At 68.9% G+C, this 16,236-nt stretch carries 15 protein-coding genes; 8 read left to right on the top strand and 7 right to left on the bottom strand.

The annotated features are described in order from the left end of the window. Positions 1-228 precede the first annotated feature (228 nt). Positions 229-1,659 (top strand): hypothetical protein, encoded by a 1,431-nt coding sequence (locus A8G15_RS27045; protein WP_068166180.1) that lies wholly within the window; start codon positions 229-231, stop codon positions 1,657-1,659. Between the two features lie 21 nt (positions 1,660-1,680). Continuing rightward, the gene (locus A8G15_RS27040; RefSeq protein ID WP_068166179.1) at positions 1,681-2,259 is read left to right on the top strand and encodes an HhH-GPD-type base excision DNA repair protein; all 579 of its coding nucleotides are present in this window, start codon (positions 1,681-1,683) and stop codon (positions 2,257-2,259) included. A gap of 189 nt (positions 2,260-2,448) precedes the next feature. On the opposite strand, the gene A8G15_RS27035 is transcribed toward A8G15_RS27040, so the two are convergent. Next, the gene (locus A8G15_RS27035; RefSeq protein WP_245688022.1) at positions 2,449-3,015 is read right to left on the bottom strand and encodes a DUF421 domain-containing protein; all 567 of its coding nucleotides are present in this window, start codon (positions 3,013-3,015) and stop codon (positions 2,449-2,451) included. Between the two features lie 85 nt (positions 3,016-3,100). Between A8G15_RS27035 and A8G15_RS27030 the strand changes: the two genes are divergently transcribed. From A8G15_RS27030 to A8G15_RS27020, 3 genes are all read left to right on the top strand, one after another. Beyond that, a complete protein-coding gene (locus A8G15_RS27030; RefSeq protein WP_068166177.1) occupies positions 3,101-3,511 on the top strand; it encodes a VOC family protein in 411 nt (136 codons plus the stop codon). Between the two features lie 73 nt (positions 3,512-3,584). Further along, positions 3,585-3,854, top strand: coding sequence for a helix-turn-helix transcriptional regulator (locus tag A8G15_RS31250; protein ID WP_068166175.1), 270 nt, complete (start codon positions 3,585-3,587; stop codon positions 3,852-3,854). Between the two features lie 10 nt (positions 3,855-3,864). Next, the gene (locus A8G15_RS27020) at positions 3,865-4,500 is read left to right on the top strand and encodes a VOC family protein (RefSeq protein ID WP_068166197.1); all 636 of its coding nucleotides are present in this window, start codon (positions 3,865-3,867) and stop codon (positions 4,498-4,500) included. A 7-nt stretch (positions 4,501-4,507) separates the two neighbouring features. On the opposite strand, the gene A8G15_RS27015 is transcribed toward A8G15_RS27020, so the two are convergent. After that, a complete protein-coding gene (locus A8G15_RS27015) occupies positions 4,508-5,260 on the bottom strand; it encodes a 2-phosphosulfolactate phosphatase (RefSeq protein ID WP_068166174.1) in 753 nt (250 codons plus the stop codon). 129 nt (positions 5,261-5,389) lie between these two features. Further along, positions 5,390-6,211 carry a siderophore-interacting protein gene (locus A8G15_RS27010; RefSeq protein WP_068166172.1) on the bottom strand — a complete coding sequence of 274 codons (822 nt, stop codon included), beginning with the start codon at positions 6,209-6,211 and terminating at the stop codon, positions 5,390-5,392. Positions 6,212-6,330: 119 nt separating this feature from the next. Between A8G15_RS27010 and A8G15_RS27005 the strand changes: the two genes are divergently transcribed. Further along, positions 6,331-6,981, top strand: coding sequence for an FMN-dependent NADH-azoreductase (locus A8G15_RS27005; RefSeq protein WP_068166170.1), 651 nt, complete (start codon positions 6,331-6,333; stop codon positions 6,979-6,981). Positions 6,982-7,150: 169 nt separating this feature from the next. Beyond that, positions 7,151-7,513, top strand: a complete 363-nt coding sequence (locus A8G15_RS27000) for an HPF/RaiA family ribosome-associated protein (RefSeq protein WP_068166169.1) — start codon at positions 7,151-7,153, stop codon at positions 7,511-7,513. Between the two features lie 97 nt (positions 7,514-7,610). Here the strand turns inward: A8G15_RS27000 and A8G15_RS26995 are convergent, their stop codons facing one another. Both A8G15_RS26995 and A8G15_RS26990 read right to left on the bottom strand, forming a co-directional pair. Beyond that, positions 7,611-8,939, bottom strand: a complete 1,329-nt coding sequence (locus A8G15_RS26995; RefSeq protein ID WP_068166167.1) for an ammonium transporter — start codon at positions 8,937-8,939, stop codon at positions 7,611-7,613. A 130-nt stretch (positions 8,940-9,069) separates the two neighbouring features. Next, positions 9,070-9,705, bottom strand: a complete 636-nt coding sequence (locus A8G15_RS26990; RefSeq protein WP_068166165.1) for a PadR family transcriptional regulator — start codon at positions 9,703-9,705, stop codon at positions 9,070-9,072. Between the two features lie 168 nt (positions 9,706-9,873). Here A8G15_RS26990 and A8G15_RS26985 point away from each other — a divergent pair, with 168 nt between their 5' ends. Next, a complete protein-coding gene (locus A8G15_RS26985) occupies positions 9,874-12,306 on the top strand; it encodes a DNA polymerase III subunit gamma and tau (RefSeq protein ID WP_068166163.1) in 2,433 nt (810 codons plus the stop codon). Positions 12,307-13,110: 804 nt separating this feature from the next. Here A8G15_RS26985 and A8G15_RS26980 read toward each other — a convergent pair. Continuing rightward, positions 13,111-14,427 (bottom strand): DUF7373 family lipoprotein, encoded by a 1,317-nt coding sequence (locus A8G15_RS26980; RefSeq protein ID WP_068166162.1) that lies wholly within the window; start codon positions 14,425-14,427, stop codon positions 13,111-13,113. 64 nt (positions 14,428-14,491) lie between these two features. Continuing rightward, a partial coding sequence (locus A8G15_RS26975; RefSeq protein WP_068166161.1) for an Hsp70 family protein occupies positions 14,492-16,236 on the bottom strand: 1,745 nt, incomplete at its 5' end.

Here is a 16,236-nt window from a genome sequence, read left to right as displayed (position 1 = left end):
ATTCGCTCGCGCCGAGCAGCGCCGAGCAGCGCTGAGCAAGTTGTGCCCAGGCTGTGGACAAATCTGTGGACAACCCGTGGACCGACGGTGGACCGAACGTGGACAACTCTCGGCCCGACGCGTGTGACCTGGAAAAACGGACCGAGTGGGCTTTTTCCACAGGAAATGCCATACTGCCCGATCAGGGTCGCCGCGAGTCCCGCGGCGGGTTCGGAAGTGGTGAGTGTGATGGAAGACCGCGCTCTCGTGAAATCCGGAGCCGGCGCAACCGCCGTCGCGTCCGTGACGGGATGCAACGGCGTGCTCGACGTTTTTCTGCTGGCGCTCGACATCGACGCCTCGACGGTCCCGCGACCGCCGATACCACCGATCGACACGATCGAGCCGTTCCTGCCCGCGCGGCTCGGCGCGGGCCGGGACACCGACCACGGCGTGCGCCCGGCGGCCCTCCTCGCGTACCGACATCTCGTCGACCGCACACGCCCCGAGGTGTCGTTCGGGGTCGCGACCGGGTCGCTGCGGGCCGGCCCGACGCCGGCTCGTTCGTTCGTCGGTGCTCCCGCGACGTGCGTGTCGTTGTGGGAGATCCCGGGGCACGGACTCGTGCTCGCGCTGGAGACGCTGACCGACGCCGTGTCCCCGCTCATCGGCCGCCGCGTCGACCCGTTGCAGGACCGTGACGGGCAGGGCTTCCGGCCGGCCGCCGACGGATTTCTCGCACCGTTCGAGCTGACGTCGTCGGCGTCCCTCGAGGATCTGTTTCCCGGCATCAACCGGATGATGCCTGCCCCCACGACGTACCGGCCGTTGCACGAGATCGTCGCGCACCGCCATCGCGGTGTCGGCGACCGTGCGGTCGTGGAGGCACTGATGGTGGAGGTGGTGTCGAGCGGCGGCGACCGGGTGCGCGACCTCGTCGACGGCACTGCGACCGGCCCGCTCGCCCGGGCTGCCGCCCGCGTGTGGGGTGTCCTGTGGGGATGGGACCGGGTCCACCTCGTCGATGTGCCCGCACAACCCGGCGCTGCGATCGCGGTGCGCGAGGACTCGGGTGCCGTGCTGCTCGACCTCGAAGCGACCTCGGAGGACAGCGACTACGCGACCTGCGGTGCGGGGGAGATGATCTTCGGGCTCCTGCCGTGGGTCGCGATGCGGGCTAGCTGCTCGCGGGATTTCTGGCAGGTGCTGGCACACCTGCGCAACCACGAGGACCTCGACGGCGACCGGCTCCGCGCCGCACTGGACGACGTCGCCGCGATGCAGGCCCGCAAAATGGAGCGGGTCCTGCTGCGCAAGGAATCCATACACGACGACCGGTTCCATTCGTGGACACAGCCGACACAGCTGCGTTCGGTGCTGGTGCGCCGGGTGTCCGACGAGATCGCCGATCTCGACGGCGAACTCGCCGAGGCGGCGGAAGTGATCGAGCACGCGGTACGTCGCAGCGTCGAACTGCGCGGTCAGCGCCATTCGCGGCTCGCCCGCGCCTGGTCGGTGGCGGCATCCGCCATCGCAGTCGTCGCGCTGTTCGCGGCGCTCGCCGCGGTGCCCGCCGCATCCGAGCCGACGCTGTTCCCGCACTGGTTGCACGCGTTCAGTGTCACGGTGGCGCTCACCGTCGTCGCGGTCGCCGTGGCCGTACTGTGGCGACGGCGGTGAGGCACAGTGCATGATCGACCCATGGCATCGACGCTCAATCTGGTCGGAGACCCGGACGCCGACGCACTGCTCGCATCCGACCCGCTGGCGCTGCTCATCGGCATGCTGCTCGACCAGCAGGTCCCGATGGAGACGGCATTCGCGGGTCCGAAGAAGCTCGCCGACCGGCTCGGCGGCCTCGACGTGCACGGCATCGCGGAAGCCGATCCCGACGACTTCGTCGCCGTCTGTGCGCAGCCCCCGGCGGTGCACCGGTTCCCGAAGTCGATGGCACAGCGCATCCAGTCGCTGTGCGCGGCGATCGTCGACGACTACGACGGTGACGCGTCCGCCATCTGGACGAAGGGACACCCGGACGGCAAGCAGGTGCTGACGCGCCTGAAGGCACTGCCCGGCTACGGCGACCAGAAGGCCCGGATCTTCCTGGCACTGCTCGGCAAGCAGATGGGTGTGCAGCCGACGGGCTGGCGCGAAGCCGCCGGCGACTACGGGCAGGACGGCTCCCGCCGATCCATCGCCGACGTCGTCGACGAGAAGTCGCTGCACGAGGTGCGGGAGTTCAAGAAGTCGACGAAGGCCGCAGCCAAGGCGAAGCGGTGACCGCTGTCCCGCTTCCGAGCGACCGGACCCGTTGTTTCGGCGCGCCCCGCCCTCTTGATTCCGAGCGAATGGTACGTCCGATCGGTTGAAGGAGACGAGTGCGCCATTCGCTCGGAACGCGGTGGTGCTGGAAGCCGAAGGCAACAAGAACGCGGTCGATGACCCGGTCCCTGCCGAAGGTCACACCGGTCACACCGACGGCGCCGCCGGGGGATCGACCGTGCCGGTGCCCGACTTCGGAATGATGCTGATCATCCCGTTCGGCTCGAGGTAGGCGCGGGCCACCCGGTTCGGATCGGCAATTCCGTGCAGTCGCAGTTGCGACAGCACTTCCTGTTCCGTCATGAACTCGCGGCGCATCGCCCGGCGATTGAACTGTCCGTCGGTGATGAGCGGCCGCGGCCGGGATTTGACGAGCCGGGCGAGGCGCGGCCACCGGTAGGCAGCTGCATCGATGCCGACGCTCCAGAACAGCATCGTTGCCGCGACCACCAGACCGTCGCCGACCGACTGGGCGTCGGCCATCATTCCCGCACCCGCCGCATCGGCGACCAGCACCACCACGAGAAGATCGGTCAGGCCGATACCGCCGGATTCGCGTTGCCCGATGATCCGGAGAAGCACCATCAGCGCCAGGAACGTGATACTTCCCCGGACGATCAGTTCCGCAATCGGCATGCTGGGCATCAAAGTGGTGGTCCAGTCCATCGGGTCCTCCGCAGTTCCGGTGACAGCAGGCACACGGATGGTGTCCACGACGGCGCCACCGTGTATCGGATTCGGGCCGGATCGATCAGGAATCGAGAAGAGTAATCGTGTGAGGCGCTCTAGCCTTTTCGACATGGACATCACCATTCACACGACAGTCCTTCCGCACACCGACCCCGACGCGTCGCTCGCCTTCTACCGTGACGTCCTCGGTTTCGAGGTCCGCAGCGACGTCGGGCAGGGCAAGATGCGCTGGATCACGGTCGGGCCGGCCGGCCAGTCCGACATCTCGCTCCTGCTGGCGCCGCCGGCCGTGGACCCGGGGATCACCGACGACGAGCGCCGCACCGTCAGCGAGATGATGGCCAAGGGCACCTACGGGTGGATCCTGCTGGCCACCCGCGATCTCGACGCCACGTTCGAGAAGGTGCAGGCCGGCGACGCCGAGGTCGTGCAGGAACCGACGGAGCAGCCCTACGGCATCCGCGACTGTGCGTTCCGCGATCCGGCGGGCAATCTGGTTCGTATTCAAGAGCTTCGCTGATCAGAACCGCCGACGGCGAGCACCCGGGACATCCTCGGGCGCTCGCCGTCTTTCGTAGAAGAAGGGGAAGGACATGTGTCAGCCCGAATGGCGTCGTGCGCGTATTCATGCTCAGCGCCTCGAGGAGTTCGCCCGCCTGCGCCGGGTGCGCGATCGGATCGACCGGGAAAATGCGCATCCGGTGGACGTGGTGGCGCTCGCGCGTTCGGCGGGGATCACTGTCGAGCAACTGGACACAGGGTTCCGGGATGCCTTCGGTTCGTCGCCGCAGGCGTATGCGGCGACGCGGTTGCGGGCGAACCGGTCAGGAATCGAGAAGCGCACGATGCCGGCCGATTCCTAACGTGGACACCATGACAACCACGACAGCACACACCACGTCCATCGCAACCGTCACCCTCGAGGTGACCGACGTCGACGCTGCGCGCCGCTTCTACACGGCGTTCGGGGTCGAGGCCTACATCGAGCTGCGGGAAGCGTCCGAGAACACCGGTGGTTTCCGGGGATTCACGCTTGCGCTGACGGTGTCGCAGCCCGCGACCGTCGACGCATTCCTCGACGCTGCCGTCGAAGCGGGGGCCGAGGTGATCAAGCCGGCCACGAAGTCCCTGTGGGGTTACGGGGGCGTCGTCCAGGCGCCCGACGGGACGATCTGGAAGGTCGCGACGTCGGCGAAGAAGAACAGCGGCCCGGCGACGCGTGATATCGACGAGGTCGTCCTGCTGCTCGGCGTCGACGATGTGAAGGCCGCCAAGAAGTTCTACGTCGAGCGCGGGCTCGCCGTCGGGCGGAGTTTCGGCGGCAAGTACGCCGAGTTCGCCTCCGGCGCGTCGAGCCCGGTCAAGCTCGCGCTGTACAAGCGTAAGGGCCTGGCCAAGGACCTGGGGGTTTCCGTCGACGGCAGCGGCTCTCACCGCATCGTCATCGGGGGCGGCGCAAGCGATTTCGTCGATCTCGACGGGTTCGTGTGGGAGGCGGCGGGTCGGTAGGGCCGCGTCACGCGGCGGTCGCGTCGACGAATCGCTGATCGCGCAGGACCGGGACGCAGGTGCTCTGTCCGACTTCCGCCGCGACCGCGACGTCGTCTGCGTATCCGGCCTCGATCAGCTCGCGACCGGAGGCGCAGTCCCGCAGCGCATCGATCATCCGGGCCTGTACCGCTGTCCACGCGTCCGCGGCGACCTGCGCCTCCGGTGACAGCGGGCCGGGCGCGGGGAGTCCGGCGATCACGGCACCGGCGCCCCACAGGTCCTCGACCGCCGGGCGGAGCGCACCGTCGGGCCATTTCTCACCGCCGGCGACGATCGCGACCACCGCGCCGGGGTGGTGGAGCCCGATCCACCGGGCCACCGCACCCGCGTTCCGGAGCGACGCAGCGACACACATCGTCGCGGTCGCACCGAGTTCGCAGGCGATCGACGATCCGTTCGGTGACGGCAGAACCAGGCGCTCCAGACCGGGTGCCGCGCGAATCGTGCCGGGCGACAGGCTGACCGCGCCGGGTCCGGCGGCTCGTCGGCCGACGGCGAGCGTGGCGCCGCGCTCGATGGCGTACGCGGCGGCACCGTCGTCGTTCCATCGGTACGGGAACACCTCCACCCCGCGGTCGAGTGCGACGGACAGTGTCGTGGTGAACGAGAGCACGTCGACGACGACCGCGATATCGGCACCGGCCGCGACGGCCGACCCGCCGGCGAGACCCCACTCGAATCGGATGCCGAAGTCGCGTTGCGTGTGTGCCGGATTCATCCGGTCAGCGTGTCACAGGCGCGTCGGACCCGCGGGCAGGCGGCACACGAAGTGCATCCGCGTGGAGCGCCGTCGCCCGCTGATCCGATTGCGGGGCGGATGGCTGGCGGCCGAGCGGATACGGCGAGTTCAGCCCTGCGCCTTGCCGATTCGCCAGTACCCGGTGAACGTCACGTCAGCCTTGGGAACGCCGCGGTCGTTCACCAGGTGCCGACGCAGTCCGGATGCGAGTTTCTGCTCGCCCGCGACCCACCCGTAGGTGGCATCACCGGGCAGGTTCGCAGCACGGACCGCCTCGGTGACGAGCGTGCCGACCTCGGTGTCCGGGTCCGATCGGACCAGCCAGTCGACGTGCACACCTTCGGGTTCGTTCAGGTCCTGGGTGTCGTCGGCGTGCGCGATCTCGACGTAGACGGCGCCCTGCAGGTCGCGCGGCGCGGACTTCAGGATTCCGGCGATCGCGGGCAGTGCGCTTTCGTCACCGGCGAGCAGCGACCACGTCGTGTGTTCCGGTGGTTGGTATGTGATGCCTTCGTCGAGCAGTCCGACGGTGCTGCCCGGTTCACAGGCCGATGCCCAGCCGCACGCCGGAGTGTGATCGCCGTGCATCGCGAAGTCGATGTCGATTTCGGCTGTCGTGCCGAAGGTTCCGGCACCGGCGGCACGGTGCTCACGGACGGTGTAGTTGCGTACGAGCGGCCGGTGATCCTTGCCCATCATCAGGTACTGCGCGTACCAGAGGTTGCTGGCCGCCGTCGGCAGCCGCAACCCGTTCCGGCCGGGCATGAACAACCGGAACCATTGGTCGAAGCCCATGGGTGTGTAGTCGGCGAGTTCGTTTCCACCGATGGTGACGCGCACGAAGTTCGGACTGATCCGCTTGCTCGCGAGCACGTCGGCGGTGAGGATCCGGCGGTCCTCGGGTTTGAGGTACTTCGTGCGCTTCGCCACGCCGGTGAGGTTAGCAGAACCTTACCTATCTGTCGGTGGTCTCGCGCAGCAGATCACGCTCGGTAGCGTGCCGGGTACGGAACTGTTCGACGCACGCGTATTCGACACAAGGAGTCCAGGTGCCTCAACTGCTGCACATCGATTCGTCCGCCGAGATGAACACGTCGGTCTCGCGGGCCCTCACCGGGTTGTTCGCCGAGACCTGGCGGGATCTCGGCGAAGGCCACACCGTCGTCCGGCGCGATCTGCACCGCGACCCGCTGCCGCATCTGCCCGACGCGGGTCTGCACTACGCGGCGCGCCTGCGCCTGGACGGCGAAACTCCCGACGCCGCCGCCGAGGCGCTGCAGGCGGAACTGATCGCGGAGGTCGCGGCCTCGGATGTCGTCGTGATCGGGGCCCCGATGTACAACTGGTCGTTGCCGTCGACCCTCAAGGCGTGGATCGACTACATCCATGTCCTCGGAACCACCGTTCCGTTCGACACCCCGGAACGCCCCTTCGCGGGCAAGCCCGTCGTGATCGTGTCGAGCCGAGGCAACACGTACGCACCGGGTACGCCGGGTGAGGGCACCGACCACACGGTGCCCCCGCTCCAGCAGGTTCTCGGTGTCTCGCTCGGGATGTCCGTCGAGGTGGTCGTTGCCGAACTCACGCTCGCCCATCGTCTGGCGCCGCTCACCGCACTTTCCGGGCAGGCAGAGGAAAGCCGGTCCGCCGCTGAGAAATCCGTGCGTACCCTCGCGGCCGGACTGGGCACCCGTTCGTGAGATGAGCGGGCGGGACGACGACCGCCGTCCGGTTCGGGACTTCCGCCGGCGGGGACATCGCGACACGCGCCCGGAGATTTGCCGAACCCCGGTGAATCGGGTGTGATCGGAAGTGGGCAGCACGTCGGGCCGGGTTCACCGCCCCGGCGCCCGCGAAGGAGGGATACCCATGCAGGTCCAGCTCAACAAGGACAGCAACATCCGGATCGACGAGGACATCGTCCGTCGCCTGGAAGGTGACCTGGAGTCGGCTCTCGAGCGTTTCGGTGATCGGATCACCCGCGTCGAAGTCCATCTGGGTGACGAGAATGCCGCGAAGTCGGGTGTCGACGACAAACGCTGTTCGCTCGAAGCCCGTGTCGCGGGTCAGCAGCCGATCGCGGTCACCCACCACGCCGGGTCGGTGAAGGAGGCGTTCGACGGCGCCGTCGGCCGTCTGCAGAAGCTCCTCGACTCCAGGATCGGCCGTTCCGGAAACCACAAGGGCGGACCGTCCATTCGTCATATGCCGGTCGACGACAGCGCCCTCTGACCCCCGACGGCAGCGCTCCCCGCACGAACCCGGATCGCCCCACCGCACGTCGCGGTGGGGCGATCGGCGTTCCCGCCCGGCCGGAGCCGACGTGTGGTCAAGGCTCTTGGTCCTGATTTTCCCGGCGAAGGTCGCGGGAGAGACCGGAGAGCGGGGAATGGGAGAGGCCGGTACCGCCGATCGGCCCGTGACCTACGACGCCGTGCTCGTATGCGGACTCGGCATGGAGACCGAGGTCGATGCCCGACGCCTCGGTGTCCTTGTCCACGCGGAATCCGAAGAACCGGTCGATCGCCTTGCCCAGCAGGTAGGTGACGCCGAACGCGTACAGGCCGACCACCGCGACCGCGAGGAGTTGCTTGCCGAGCTGGGCGAGGCCGCCACCGTAGAACAGTCCGGTGGGCCCGTCGGTCATCACCGCGGTCGCGAGCAGGCCGATGAGGATGGTGCCGACGATGCCGCCCATCAAGTGCACCCCGACGACGTCGAGCGAGTCGTCGTAGCCGAGCCGGAACTTCCAGCCCACCGCGTACGAGCAGACCACACCCGCGACCGCGCCGACGACGATCGCGCCGATCACCCCGACCGTGCCGCACGCCGGGGTGATCGCCACCAGGCCGGCGACGACGCCGGAGGCCGCACCGAACGTGGTGGGGTGTCCGTCGCGCCGCTGTTCGACGAACAGCCAGCCGAGCATGCCGGTGCATCCTGCGATGAGCGTGTTGAGGAAGATCGCGGCCGCCTTGCCGTCCGCCGCCAGCGCCGAGCCCGCGTTGAATCCGAACCAGCCGAACCACAGGAGGCCGACGCCGAGCAGCACCAGCGGCAGGTTGTGAGGCCGCATCGAATCGAGCTTGAAACCGAGCCGCGGGCCGAGGACCAGGGCCAGCGCGAGGCCGGATGCGCCGGAGACGATCTCGACGACGAGGCCGCCGGCGTAGTCCAGTGCGCCGAGCCGGGCGATCCAGCCGTCCGGTCCCCACACCCAGTGCGCCACCGGCACATACACCAGCAGGGACCAGATCGGCACGAACAGCATCCATGCCGAGAACTTCGCGCGATCGGCGATCGCACCGCTGACGAGTGCCGCTGTCAGGATCGCGAACGTGAGCTGGAACGTCGCGAACAGGATCTCGGGTACCTGCCCGTGAACGGTGGACGGGGAGATTCCACTCATGCCGAGGTGGGAGAGCCCGCCGAGCAGACCGCCACCGAGGTCGTCGTCGAAGGTGAGGCTGTAGCCGGCGACCAGCCAGGTCACCGTCACCAGGGGGATGGAGACGAAACTCATCATGATCATGTTGAGAACGCCGGTGGATCGCACCATGCCGCCGTAGAACAGCGCGAGACCGGGGGTCATCAGCAGGACGAGGGCGGTGCTCGCCAGCAGCCATGCGGTGGCGCCGGCATCGATTGTCGGGGGCACGAGCGAATCTCCTCACGGGCACTGGACCTCAATGCACCGGAGTTCGACGATCCGACCGAGGAGTTTCCGTCGAGAGGCGGTGGTGTTGCGAACGCGTTACGGAATGCTCAGTGCCGCGTTCGGGTGCCCGTCACGCGTCGTCGGACGGTGTCGTGTCCGGACCCTCGGCGAGGATCAGGTACAGCGCGCGCCGCGCGTCGGCCAGGATGTCGCGGGCGGCGGCGACCTGCGCGTCGGTGCCGCTGAGGGCGACCGAGCGTGCGGCGTTGTGAACCTCCGCGATCGCCGTCCGCAGGTCGGGGATGTCGGCCGAGGCCGTGAATCCGGCGAACGGGTCGGGGACCGCGGAGGCCGGGTCCTCGAGGTAGCGGCGACCGGCGTCGGTGAGCGACGCGAGCTTGCGTCCGCCGTCGACCTCGACGTGCACGAGGCCTTCGTCCTCGAGCTGGGAGATGGTCGGGTAGATCGCGCCCGGGCTGGGACGCCAGGTCCCGCCGGTGCGTTCGGTGATCGCCTGCATGAGCTGGTAGCCGTGCATCGGCTGCTCGGCCAGCAGGATCAGGGTGGCGGCGCGGACGTCGCCGCGCTGCGCCCGGCCGCGGTGGCGCCGGCCGCCTCGTACGGGACCGCCGCCGCGATGCGGGTGGGGTCCGCCGAAGGGATGCTCGCCGCGTCGGGGCCCGTCGCCGCGACGCCGGCCGCGGTGGAATTCGCCATCGGGGGTGGTGTGTCGGCGCTGTCCGCCGAAGTGTCGTTCGTTGCGCATTGTGTACGCCCTTTCTGTTTGTTCGACACAATCAAGATAGAACGCGATATATCGTTAACGCAAGAGTGCGGAAGGTGTCGCTTCGATCACAGTCCACTCCGGCCTCCCCGGAATGCCCGGTGGTGACCACTCGACCCTCGTGTCGGAGTCCGCCGGTAGTCTCGGCGCGTGGCCCTCTACCGGAAGTATCGACCGGCGACCTTCGCCGAGGTGGTGGGGCAGGAGCATGTCACCGAGCCCCTCAGTACCGCCCTCGACACGGGACGCATCAATCACGCGTACCTGTTCTCCGGGCCGCGCGGCTGCGGCAAGACCTCCTCGGCGCGCATCCTCGCGCGGTCCCTCAACTGTGTCGAAGGCCCGACGTCCACGCCGTGTGGGGTGTGCGCCTCCTGTGTCGCGCTCGGGCCCGGAGGAGGTGGCAACCTCGACGTCATCGAGCTCGACGCGGCGAGCCACGGCGGTGTCGACGACACCCGCGAACTGCGCGACCGCGCGTTCTACGCTCCGGCCGAGTCCCGGTACCGCATCTTCATCGTCGACGAGGCGCACATGGTCACCACGCAGGGCTTCAACGCCCTGCTCAAGATCGTGGAGGAACCGCCGGAACACCTGATCTTCGTGTTCGCGACCACCGAACCCGAGAAGGTGCTGCCCACCATCCGGTCGCGTACCCACCACTATCCGTTCCGGTTGCTCGCGCCCACCGCGATGCGCGGGCTGCTCGAGAAGATCTGCACGCAGGAGAGCGTGCCGGTCGAGGACGCCGTGTATCCACTGGTCATCCGCGCGGGCGGGGGGTCGCCGCGCGACTCGCTGTCCGTGATGGACCAGTTGCTCGCGGGGTCCGGTCCCGAGGGGGTGACGTACCCGCGTGCGCTCGCGCTGCTCGGCGTCACCGACGTCGCACTCATCGACGAGGCCGTCGACGCGCTCGCGGTCGGGGACGGTGCCGCCCTGTTCGGCACCGTCGAGAAGGTGATGGATGCCGGGCACGATCCGCGGCGCTTCGCGGTCGACCTGCTCGAGCGCCTGCGCGACCTGATCCTGCTCCGATCGGTGCCCGACGCCGCCGACCGCGGCCTCGTCGATGCGCCGGGCGACATCCTGGACCGGATGCGTGACGAGGCCGACCGGATCGGGCCGGCCACGCTCACGCGGTACGCCGAGATCGTGCATGCCGGTCTCGGAGAGATGCGCGGCGCAACAGCGCCCCGCCTGCTGCTCGAAGTGATGTGCGCGCGGATGCTGCTGCCGTCCGCGTCCGACGCGGAAACCGCTGTGCTGCAACGGCTCGAACGGCTCGAGCGGGGATTCGTCCCTGCCTCGGCAGGCGCCCCGGCCCCGGCGGGTGCAGTTGCCCAGCCCGGCGGCTCGGCACCGGCTCCGCGCCCGGTGCCGGAAGCCGCAGTCGCGCCGATCGCGCCGGACGAGCCAGCAGCCCGGTTCCAGCGGCCGTCGCAGCGTCGTGCCGTGGAACAGGCCGCGCCCGCACCGCAGGCGGAGCCTCCAGATCCCGCACCGCAGGCAGAACCCGGAGGTTCGGCACCGCAGGCCGAGTCTGCGAATCCCGTACCGCAGGCCGAGTCTGCGAATCCCGTACCGCAGGCCGAGTCTGCGAATCCCGTACCGCAGGCCGAGTCTGCGAATCCCGTACCGCAGGCCGAGTCTGCGAATCCCGCACCCCAAGTGGAGCCCGCCCCGGCGGTGCCTCGGGAGTCTGTGCATCCGACAGCGCCGCGGCCCCACTCCGCCGAGACGGCACCTCCCGCCGCACCGGAGCCGGCAGCATCCGAACCGTCGCCGGTCACGGAGCCGGTCGCACGCCGGATCGAGCCGGAAGCAACCGAGTCCGAACCGGTTTCGCCGCCGCAGCCGGATCGTGGGTCCGCCGACCGTGCCGAACCCGAACCGGAGCCTGTCGCGTCACCGCAGCCCGCGGCGGCGGGGCCGGATGCCGCGGGTGTTCGAGCGGTGTGGTCCGAGGTGCGGGCCAAGGTGCGGGCCCGCAGCCGCACCGTCGAGGTCATGTTGTCCGGCGCGTCGGTTCGCGATGTGGAGGGCACACGCGTGGTCCTCGTCCACGATTCGGTGCCGCTGGTGAAGCGTCTCGCCGAGCCCCGTAATGCCGGTGTCGTTGCCGAGGCCCTGCGTGAGGTGTTCGGCGTCGAATTCGACGTGACGTGCGTGCACGGTTCTGCCGCTCCCGCCCCCGTGAAAGTCGCTCCGGTGCAGCAACAGTCACGACCGGCGGGGCAGCCGAGGTTCTCGCGGCCGAGTCAGGCCAATCGTGCGCCCGCCCAGCCGCGTCCCGACGAGCAGAAGAGTTCGGGTCCGGCCCGTGCCGAGGCTGCGGCTCCGGCGCCGAACTACGACGACATTCCGCCGCCGGAGGCACCGGATCTTCCGGACGATCCCGGCCCGGAACGGGTCTTCGATGCCCCGCCTGCGGATCCGTCGGCGATGACCGAGGCCGATGTCGAGGAGATGTTCGCCGAGGCCGCAACGCCCGGCGATCCGTCCAATCGTCGCGACCCCGAGGACGTTGCCCTCGAACTGCTGAAGGACATTCTCGGCGCCAAGCGCATCGAGGGGAACTGACGGCCTCGCCCGCCGCCGGACCGGCCGCGACGGGACTCAACGGCAGACCGAACGCGATCAGCGGGATGAGCGCCTCGGCGATGTAGGTGGACTCGGTCGTGCCGTTGCGGGCCGCGATCACCGATGTCAGGCGGTGGTAGCCCTGCTTGATCCGCGACCCCACCGCCTCGCCCATCAGCACCGTCATCGCGACGGGGCTGAAGACGGACGTCGCGCTCGATACGGTCGCGGTGCCTGCGACGTATCCGGCCTGCTTGCGGTCGAGCATCCGCAGCGGGTTCGGGAAGTACCCGTTGTCCGGCAGCCACGACGAGATCGGCCGGAACTCGGAGTCGACGATGGTGGTCTCCGGCCCAGGGTGCTCGCGAGTGTGCTCGTTATCTGGGGGAAGCCGCCGCCGAGCAGCACGGCCTCGATCAGCTGCTGGTGGACGATGTTCGACAGGTCGCGAGCCTGGACGTGTTCGGTCAGGCGTTCCAGAGCGGAACGGGCCTCGTCCTCGGACCGCTGGATCTGCTCGAGTGTCTTGGTGGTCTGGACCACCACCGATGCGTGGTCCGCCAGCGCCGCCAACAGGGCGATCTCCTCGGGCGATCGTAGCGCGTGGCTGCGAACAGCACGCAGAGGACGTGTCCGTCGGACAGCATCGGCACGCCGAGGATCGACACGATGCCCTCGGAGGCCACCGCGCTGTCGATCGTGTCCGCGTGCGGGCCCTCCGAGTACTGGTCCCCCGTGGGATGAAACGGCTGTGCCCCTGCCGTCGTCGGCGGCAGGGGCACAGCGGAACCGACCCTATCGCGATCAGTTCCGGCCGAGGCCCATCTCCTCGGCCTCGACGAACTTGACGTACTGGGTCGCGACGCGCTGGGACATCGTGCGCAGCGTGTCGGACTCGGGGTCGGTGTTGCCGATGGGCCGGTAGCCGTGGATCTCGGCGAGGTAGGGCCCGTAGGTCATGTAGCACACCGACATCCGGCCTTCGGCGATGTCTCCGCTCAGGCACGTGGTGCCCGGCACGTTCTGCGGTGCCGCCGCGTCCTCGGTGAGCTCGGGGGAGTTCTTCACGGACTGCGCCACGAACGCGTCCCGGACGGTTTCGGCGTCCTCGGGGCTCGCCGTGCGGTAGACGGTCGTGTTCGCCATGGCGACCCGGTCGGTGCCGGTCTCCTCGAAGAGTTCGGCGGTCTTTTCCGGGTCGCTGTCGAAGTGGAGCCAGCCGAGCGGGCCGTACACGGCGAGTTCGGAGTTCCGCGCCGTCTCGTCGTCGGTGTAGCCGACGGCACGGGCCAGCACCTTGTCCATGTCGATCACCAGTTTCGGGATCTCCGGCGTCGGCGTGTACGGGAAGCCGTCGAGCATCGGAATTTGCTTCTGGAGTGCGCGTGTGGTGATGTCCTTCGCCCATTCGGGGTCACCGGCGCTGGTGGAGGCGTAGGTGTAGATCACGTGGGGGCCGCTGACGGTGTACGAGGACAGCGTGTCGGTACCGGTTTCCCACCGGTAGGTCGAGGCGTGGGTGGCGGAGAGGCCGGGCAGCTCGACCGGGGTGCCGGCTCCCGATCCGAAGATGTCGTCCTCGTCGGCGACGGTGAGTTCGGCGGCGTGCAGTTCGTCGGCGATGGCGACCGCGGATTCGTTGTCGGCGAGCCGGACCACGGCGATCCCGAACTCGTGGGAGTCGTCGGCGTAGTTCTGGAAGTCGCTGAAAGTGTTGACGATCTGGTGCTTCTCGGCGATGGCCGAGACCGCGTCGCTCATGAGGCCGAGCTTCGCCAACCCTCCGACCCCGACGCCCTGGTTCATTCCACCGCCCGAGACGAGCTTGGGGTCGACCGTGTACGGGGCGATCACGAACTCGGCGATGCGCTGGCCTTCGACTGCCGGTCCGAAGTCCGCGGCGAGCTGGCCCTCCGCCTCGAAGTCCTTGGGGACGGTGTTGTATCCGCCGGTGTCGAGGGTGTCGATGTCGAAGTCTCCCTGTGACTCCGCACCCGCATCACCCGCATCCGCGGAGGCGGCCGTGTTGTCGACGGCGGTGCCCTCGACGTTGCTGCTGCACCCGGCGAGAGAGAGGGCGGCTGCCGCTACGGCGGCGGTGAGTATGCGTGAAGTACGCATGATTCTGGAACTCCTTGTCGTTGTCGGGTGCCGTGCTGCCAGGAGCGTGTTCGGCGAAACTGTCTCAGGACGAAGGGAAGCCGAGCTCGCGCATCAACGTCAGCCCCTTGTCCACGGGTGCGACCGCGAAGCTGATCACGAGACCCTTCGACCTGTCGATGCCGTTGAAGAACGAGGTGTGCGGGTCCGACGGCTGATATTCGATGACACGGTTGCCGTCCTCGGACAGAACCGCGACGTAGTCGGGGATCGGCCGGTCGCGCATGCGGATGAGGGTCGAGCGCGCGTACTGATCGTCGCGGTACGCGGAAACCGTCACGTAATCGTGTTCCTCCAGCCCGATCGCCTTGCCCAGGGACGACCCCGGATCGATGTCGCAGTCGACGCGCAGCGCGTTCTGCGTGCTGAACCCGGCCTTCTCGCACGACGTGGACGAGGTGATCAGTTTGGCAGGCAGGATCGAGGTGACGTCGTCGGTGGACTCGCTGATGTACGCCGAGTCCGATGTGGCAGGCGGCAGACCACCCTCGGCGGCCAGCACCGTCGTCGTCTGCACGGTGTCCGCGGAGGCGGTCGACGTTCCGCCCGCGCCGCCGTTCTGGGTGAAGGCGTAGACACCTCCCGCGGCCACCGCGGCGGCCGCGAGGATTCCGGCGGCCACCAGCAGCGGCTTGCGGCTCCGGCCGGGGGCGGACTCCGGGGCCGCAACCTCGGCGAAGACGGCAGGGGCGGGCTGCGGCCGTACGGCAGGCGCCGCGTGGCGCGGACCGACCCGGTGCTCCCGCCCCAGCGCGACGGTGTCCCGGTTCGCGGGAGGCTCGGTGTCACGTCCGCCGGCGACGAATCCGGCTGCGCCCTTGGCCACGACGGTCTTCGGGTCGTCGAGGGTCGCGATCGGGCCGAGCTCGGCCAGGCGGCGGTGCACATAGGGGATACGCGACGAACCGCCGGTCAGGTACAGGGCCTGCAATCCGCCGCAGTCGACGCCGGCATCGCGCAGGACCGAGGCGGCCAGCTGCACGCCGCGCGTGATCTGCGGTTCGATCAGTTGCTCGAACTCGTCGCGGGTGAGTGTGAACGTCCTGTCCGCACCGTTCCCGGTGACCCGGATGGTCGCCGAGGGTGCTTGGGAGAGAAGCTCTTTGGCCCTACGGATCTGATCGTCGAGGTTGCGCCGGGCGTCGAGGCCCTCCGGACGGCGCAACCACGCCGCGAGATCGGGGTCTTCGTCGGCGAGTTGCCGGTCCACCCAGCGGGAGATCGTGGCGTCGAGGTTCTTGCCGCCGAGAGCGTTGTCGCCGCCCGCGCGCAGCACCTCGAAGGTCCATTCGCTCGTCGCGGTGAGCACTGCGACGTCGAGGGTGCCGCCACCGAAGTCGAACACGGCGATCGTCGAACCCTTGACGATCTTCGCGTCGTGCTGGCGCGAGTAGTAGAACGCGGCCGCGCGAGGTTCGGAGATCAGAGAGACGTTGCCGCCGAGCCCCGCGATCGACGCGGCCTCGCGCAGAACCGACAGTTCCCGCTCCGACCAGGCCTCGGGGTGGGTGAGCACGACCTCCGCCGGTGGCTCGTTGTTGTGCCGCTGCAGCGACTGGGCGTAGACGGTGCGCAGCACGGCCGCCATCATCGCGGCGACCGGAACTTCCCGGCCGCGCACCAGGAGCGACCGGCCGGACACGTGCGCTTTCGGGGCGACGACGAAACCGGCGGGATCGACGGACGCCTGGTTCACGGCGACATCGCCGGTCGACATCGCGCCGTTCGGGTCGATGAACACGGACGACGACATCAGGTTGCTGGTGTGGG

The sequence above is a fragment of the Rhodococcus phenolicus genome (assembly GCF_001646785.1).
Lineage (GTDB): Bacteria > Actinomycetota > Actinomycetes > Mycobacteriales > Mycobacteriaceae > Rhodococcus > Rhodococcus phenolicus.
Note: the sequence above shows the minus strand (reverse complement) of the source record. Positions and strands in the feature narration are given on the sequence as shown.

Coding starts and splice junctions, on each gene's coding strand:
- A8G15_RS27015 (WP_068166174.1), bottom strand. CDS start 5,260: ATGAATCCGGCACACACGCAACGCGACTTCGGCATCCGATTCGAGTGG.
- A8G15_RS26990 (WP_068166165.1), bottom strand. CDS start 9,705: ATGCGCAACGAACGACACTTCGGCGGACAGCGCCGACACACCACCCCC.
- A8G15_RS27000 (WP_068166169.1), top strand. CDS start 7,151: ATGCAGGTCCAGCTCAACAAGGACAGCAACATCCGGATCGACGAGGAC.
- A8G15_RS26980 (WP_068166162.1), bottom strand. CDS start 14,427: ATGCGTACTTCACGCATACTCACCGCCGCCGTAGCGGCAGCCGCCCTC.
- A8G15_RS27020 (WP_068166197.1), top strand. CDS start 3,865: ATGACAACCACGACAGCACACACCACGTCCATCGCAACCGTCACCCTC.
- A8G15_RS27040 (WP_068166179.1), top strand. CDS start 1,681: ATGGCATCGACGCTCAATCTGGTCGGAGACCCGGACGCCGACGCACTG.
- A8G15_RS27045 (WP_068166180.1), top strand. CDS start 229: ATGGAAGACCGCGCTCTCGTGAAATCCGGAGCCGGCGCAACCGCCGTC.
- A8G15_RS27030 (WP_068166177.1), top strand. CDS start 3,101: ATGGACATCACCATTCACACGACAGTCCTTCCGCACACCGACCCCGAC.
- A8G15_RS31250 (WP_068166175.1), top strand. CDS start 3,585: ATGTGTCAGCCCGAATGGCGTCGTGCGCGTATTCATGCTCAGCGCCTC.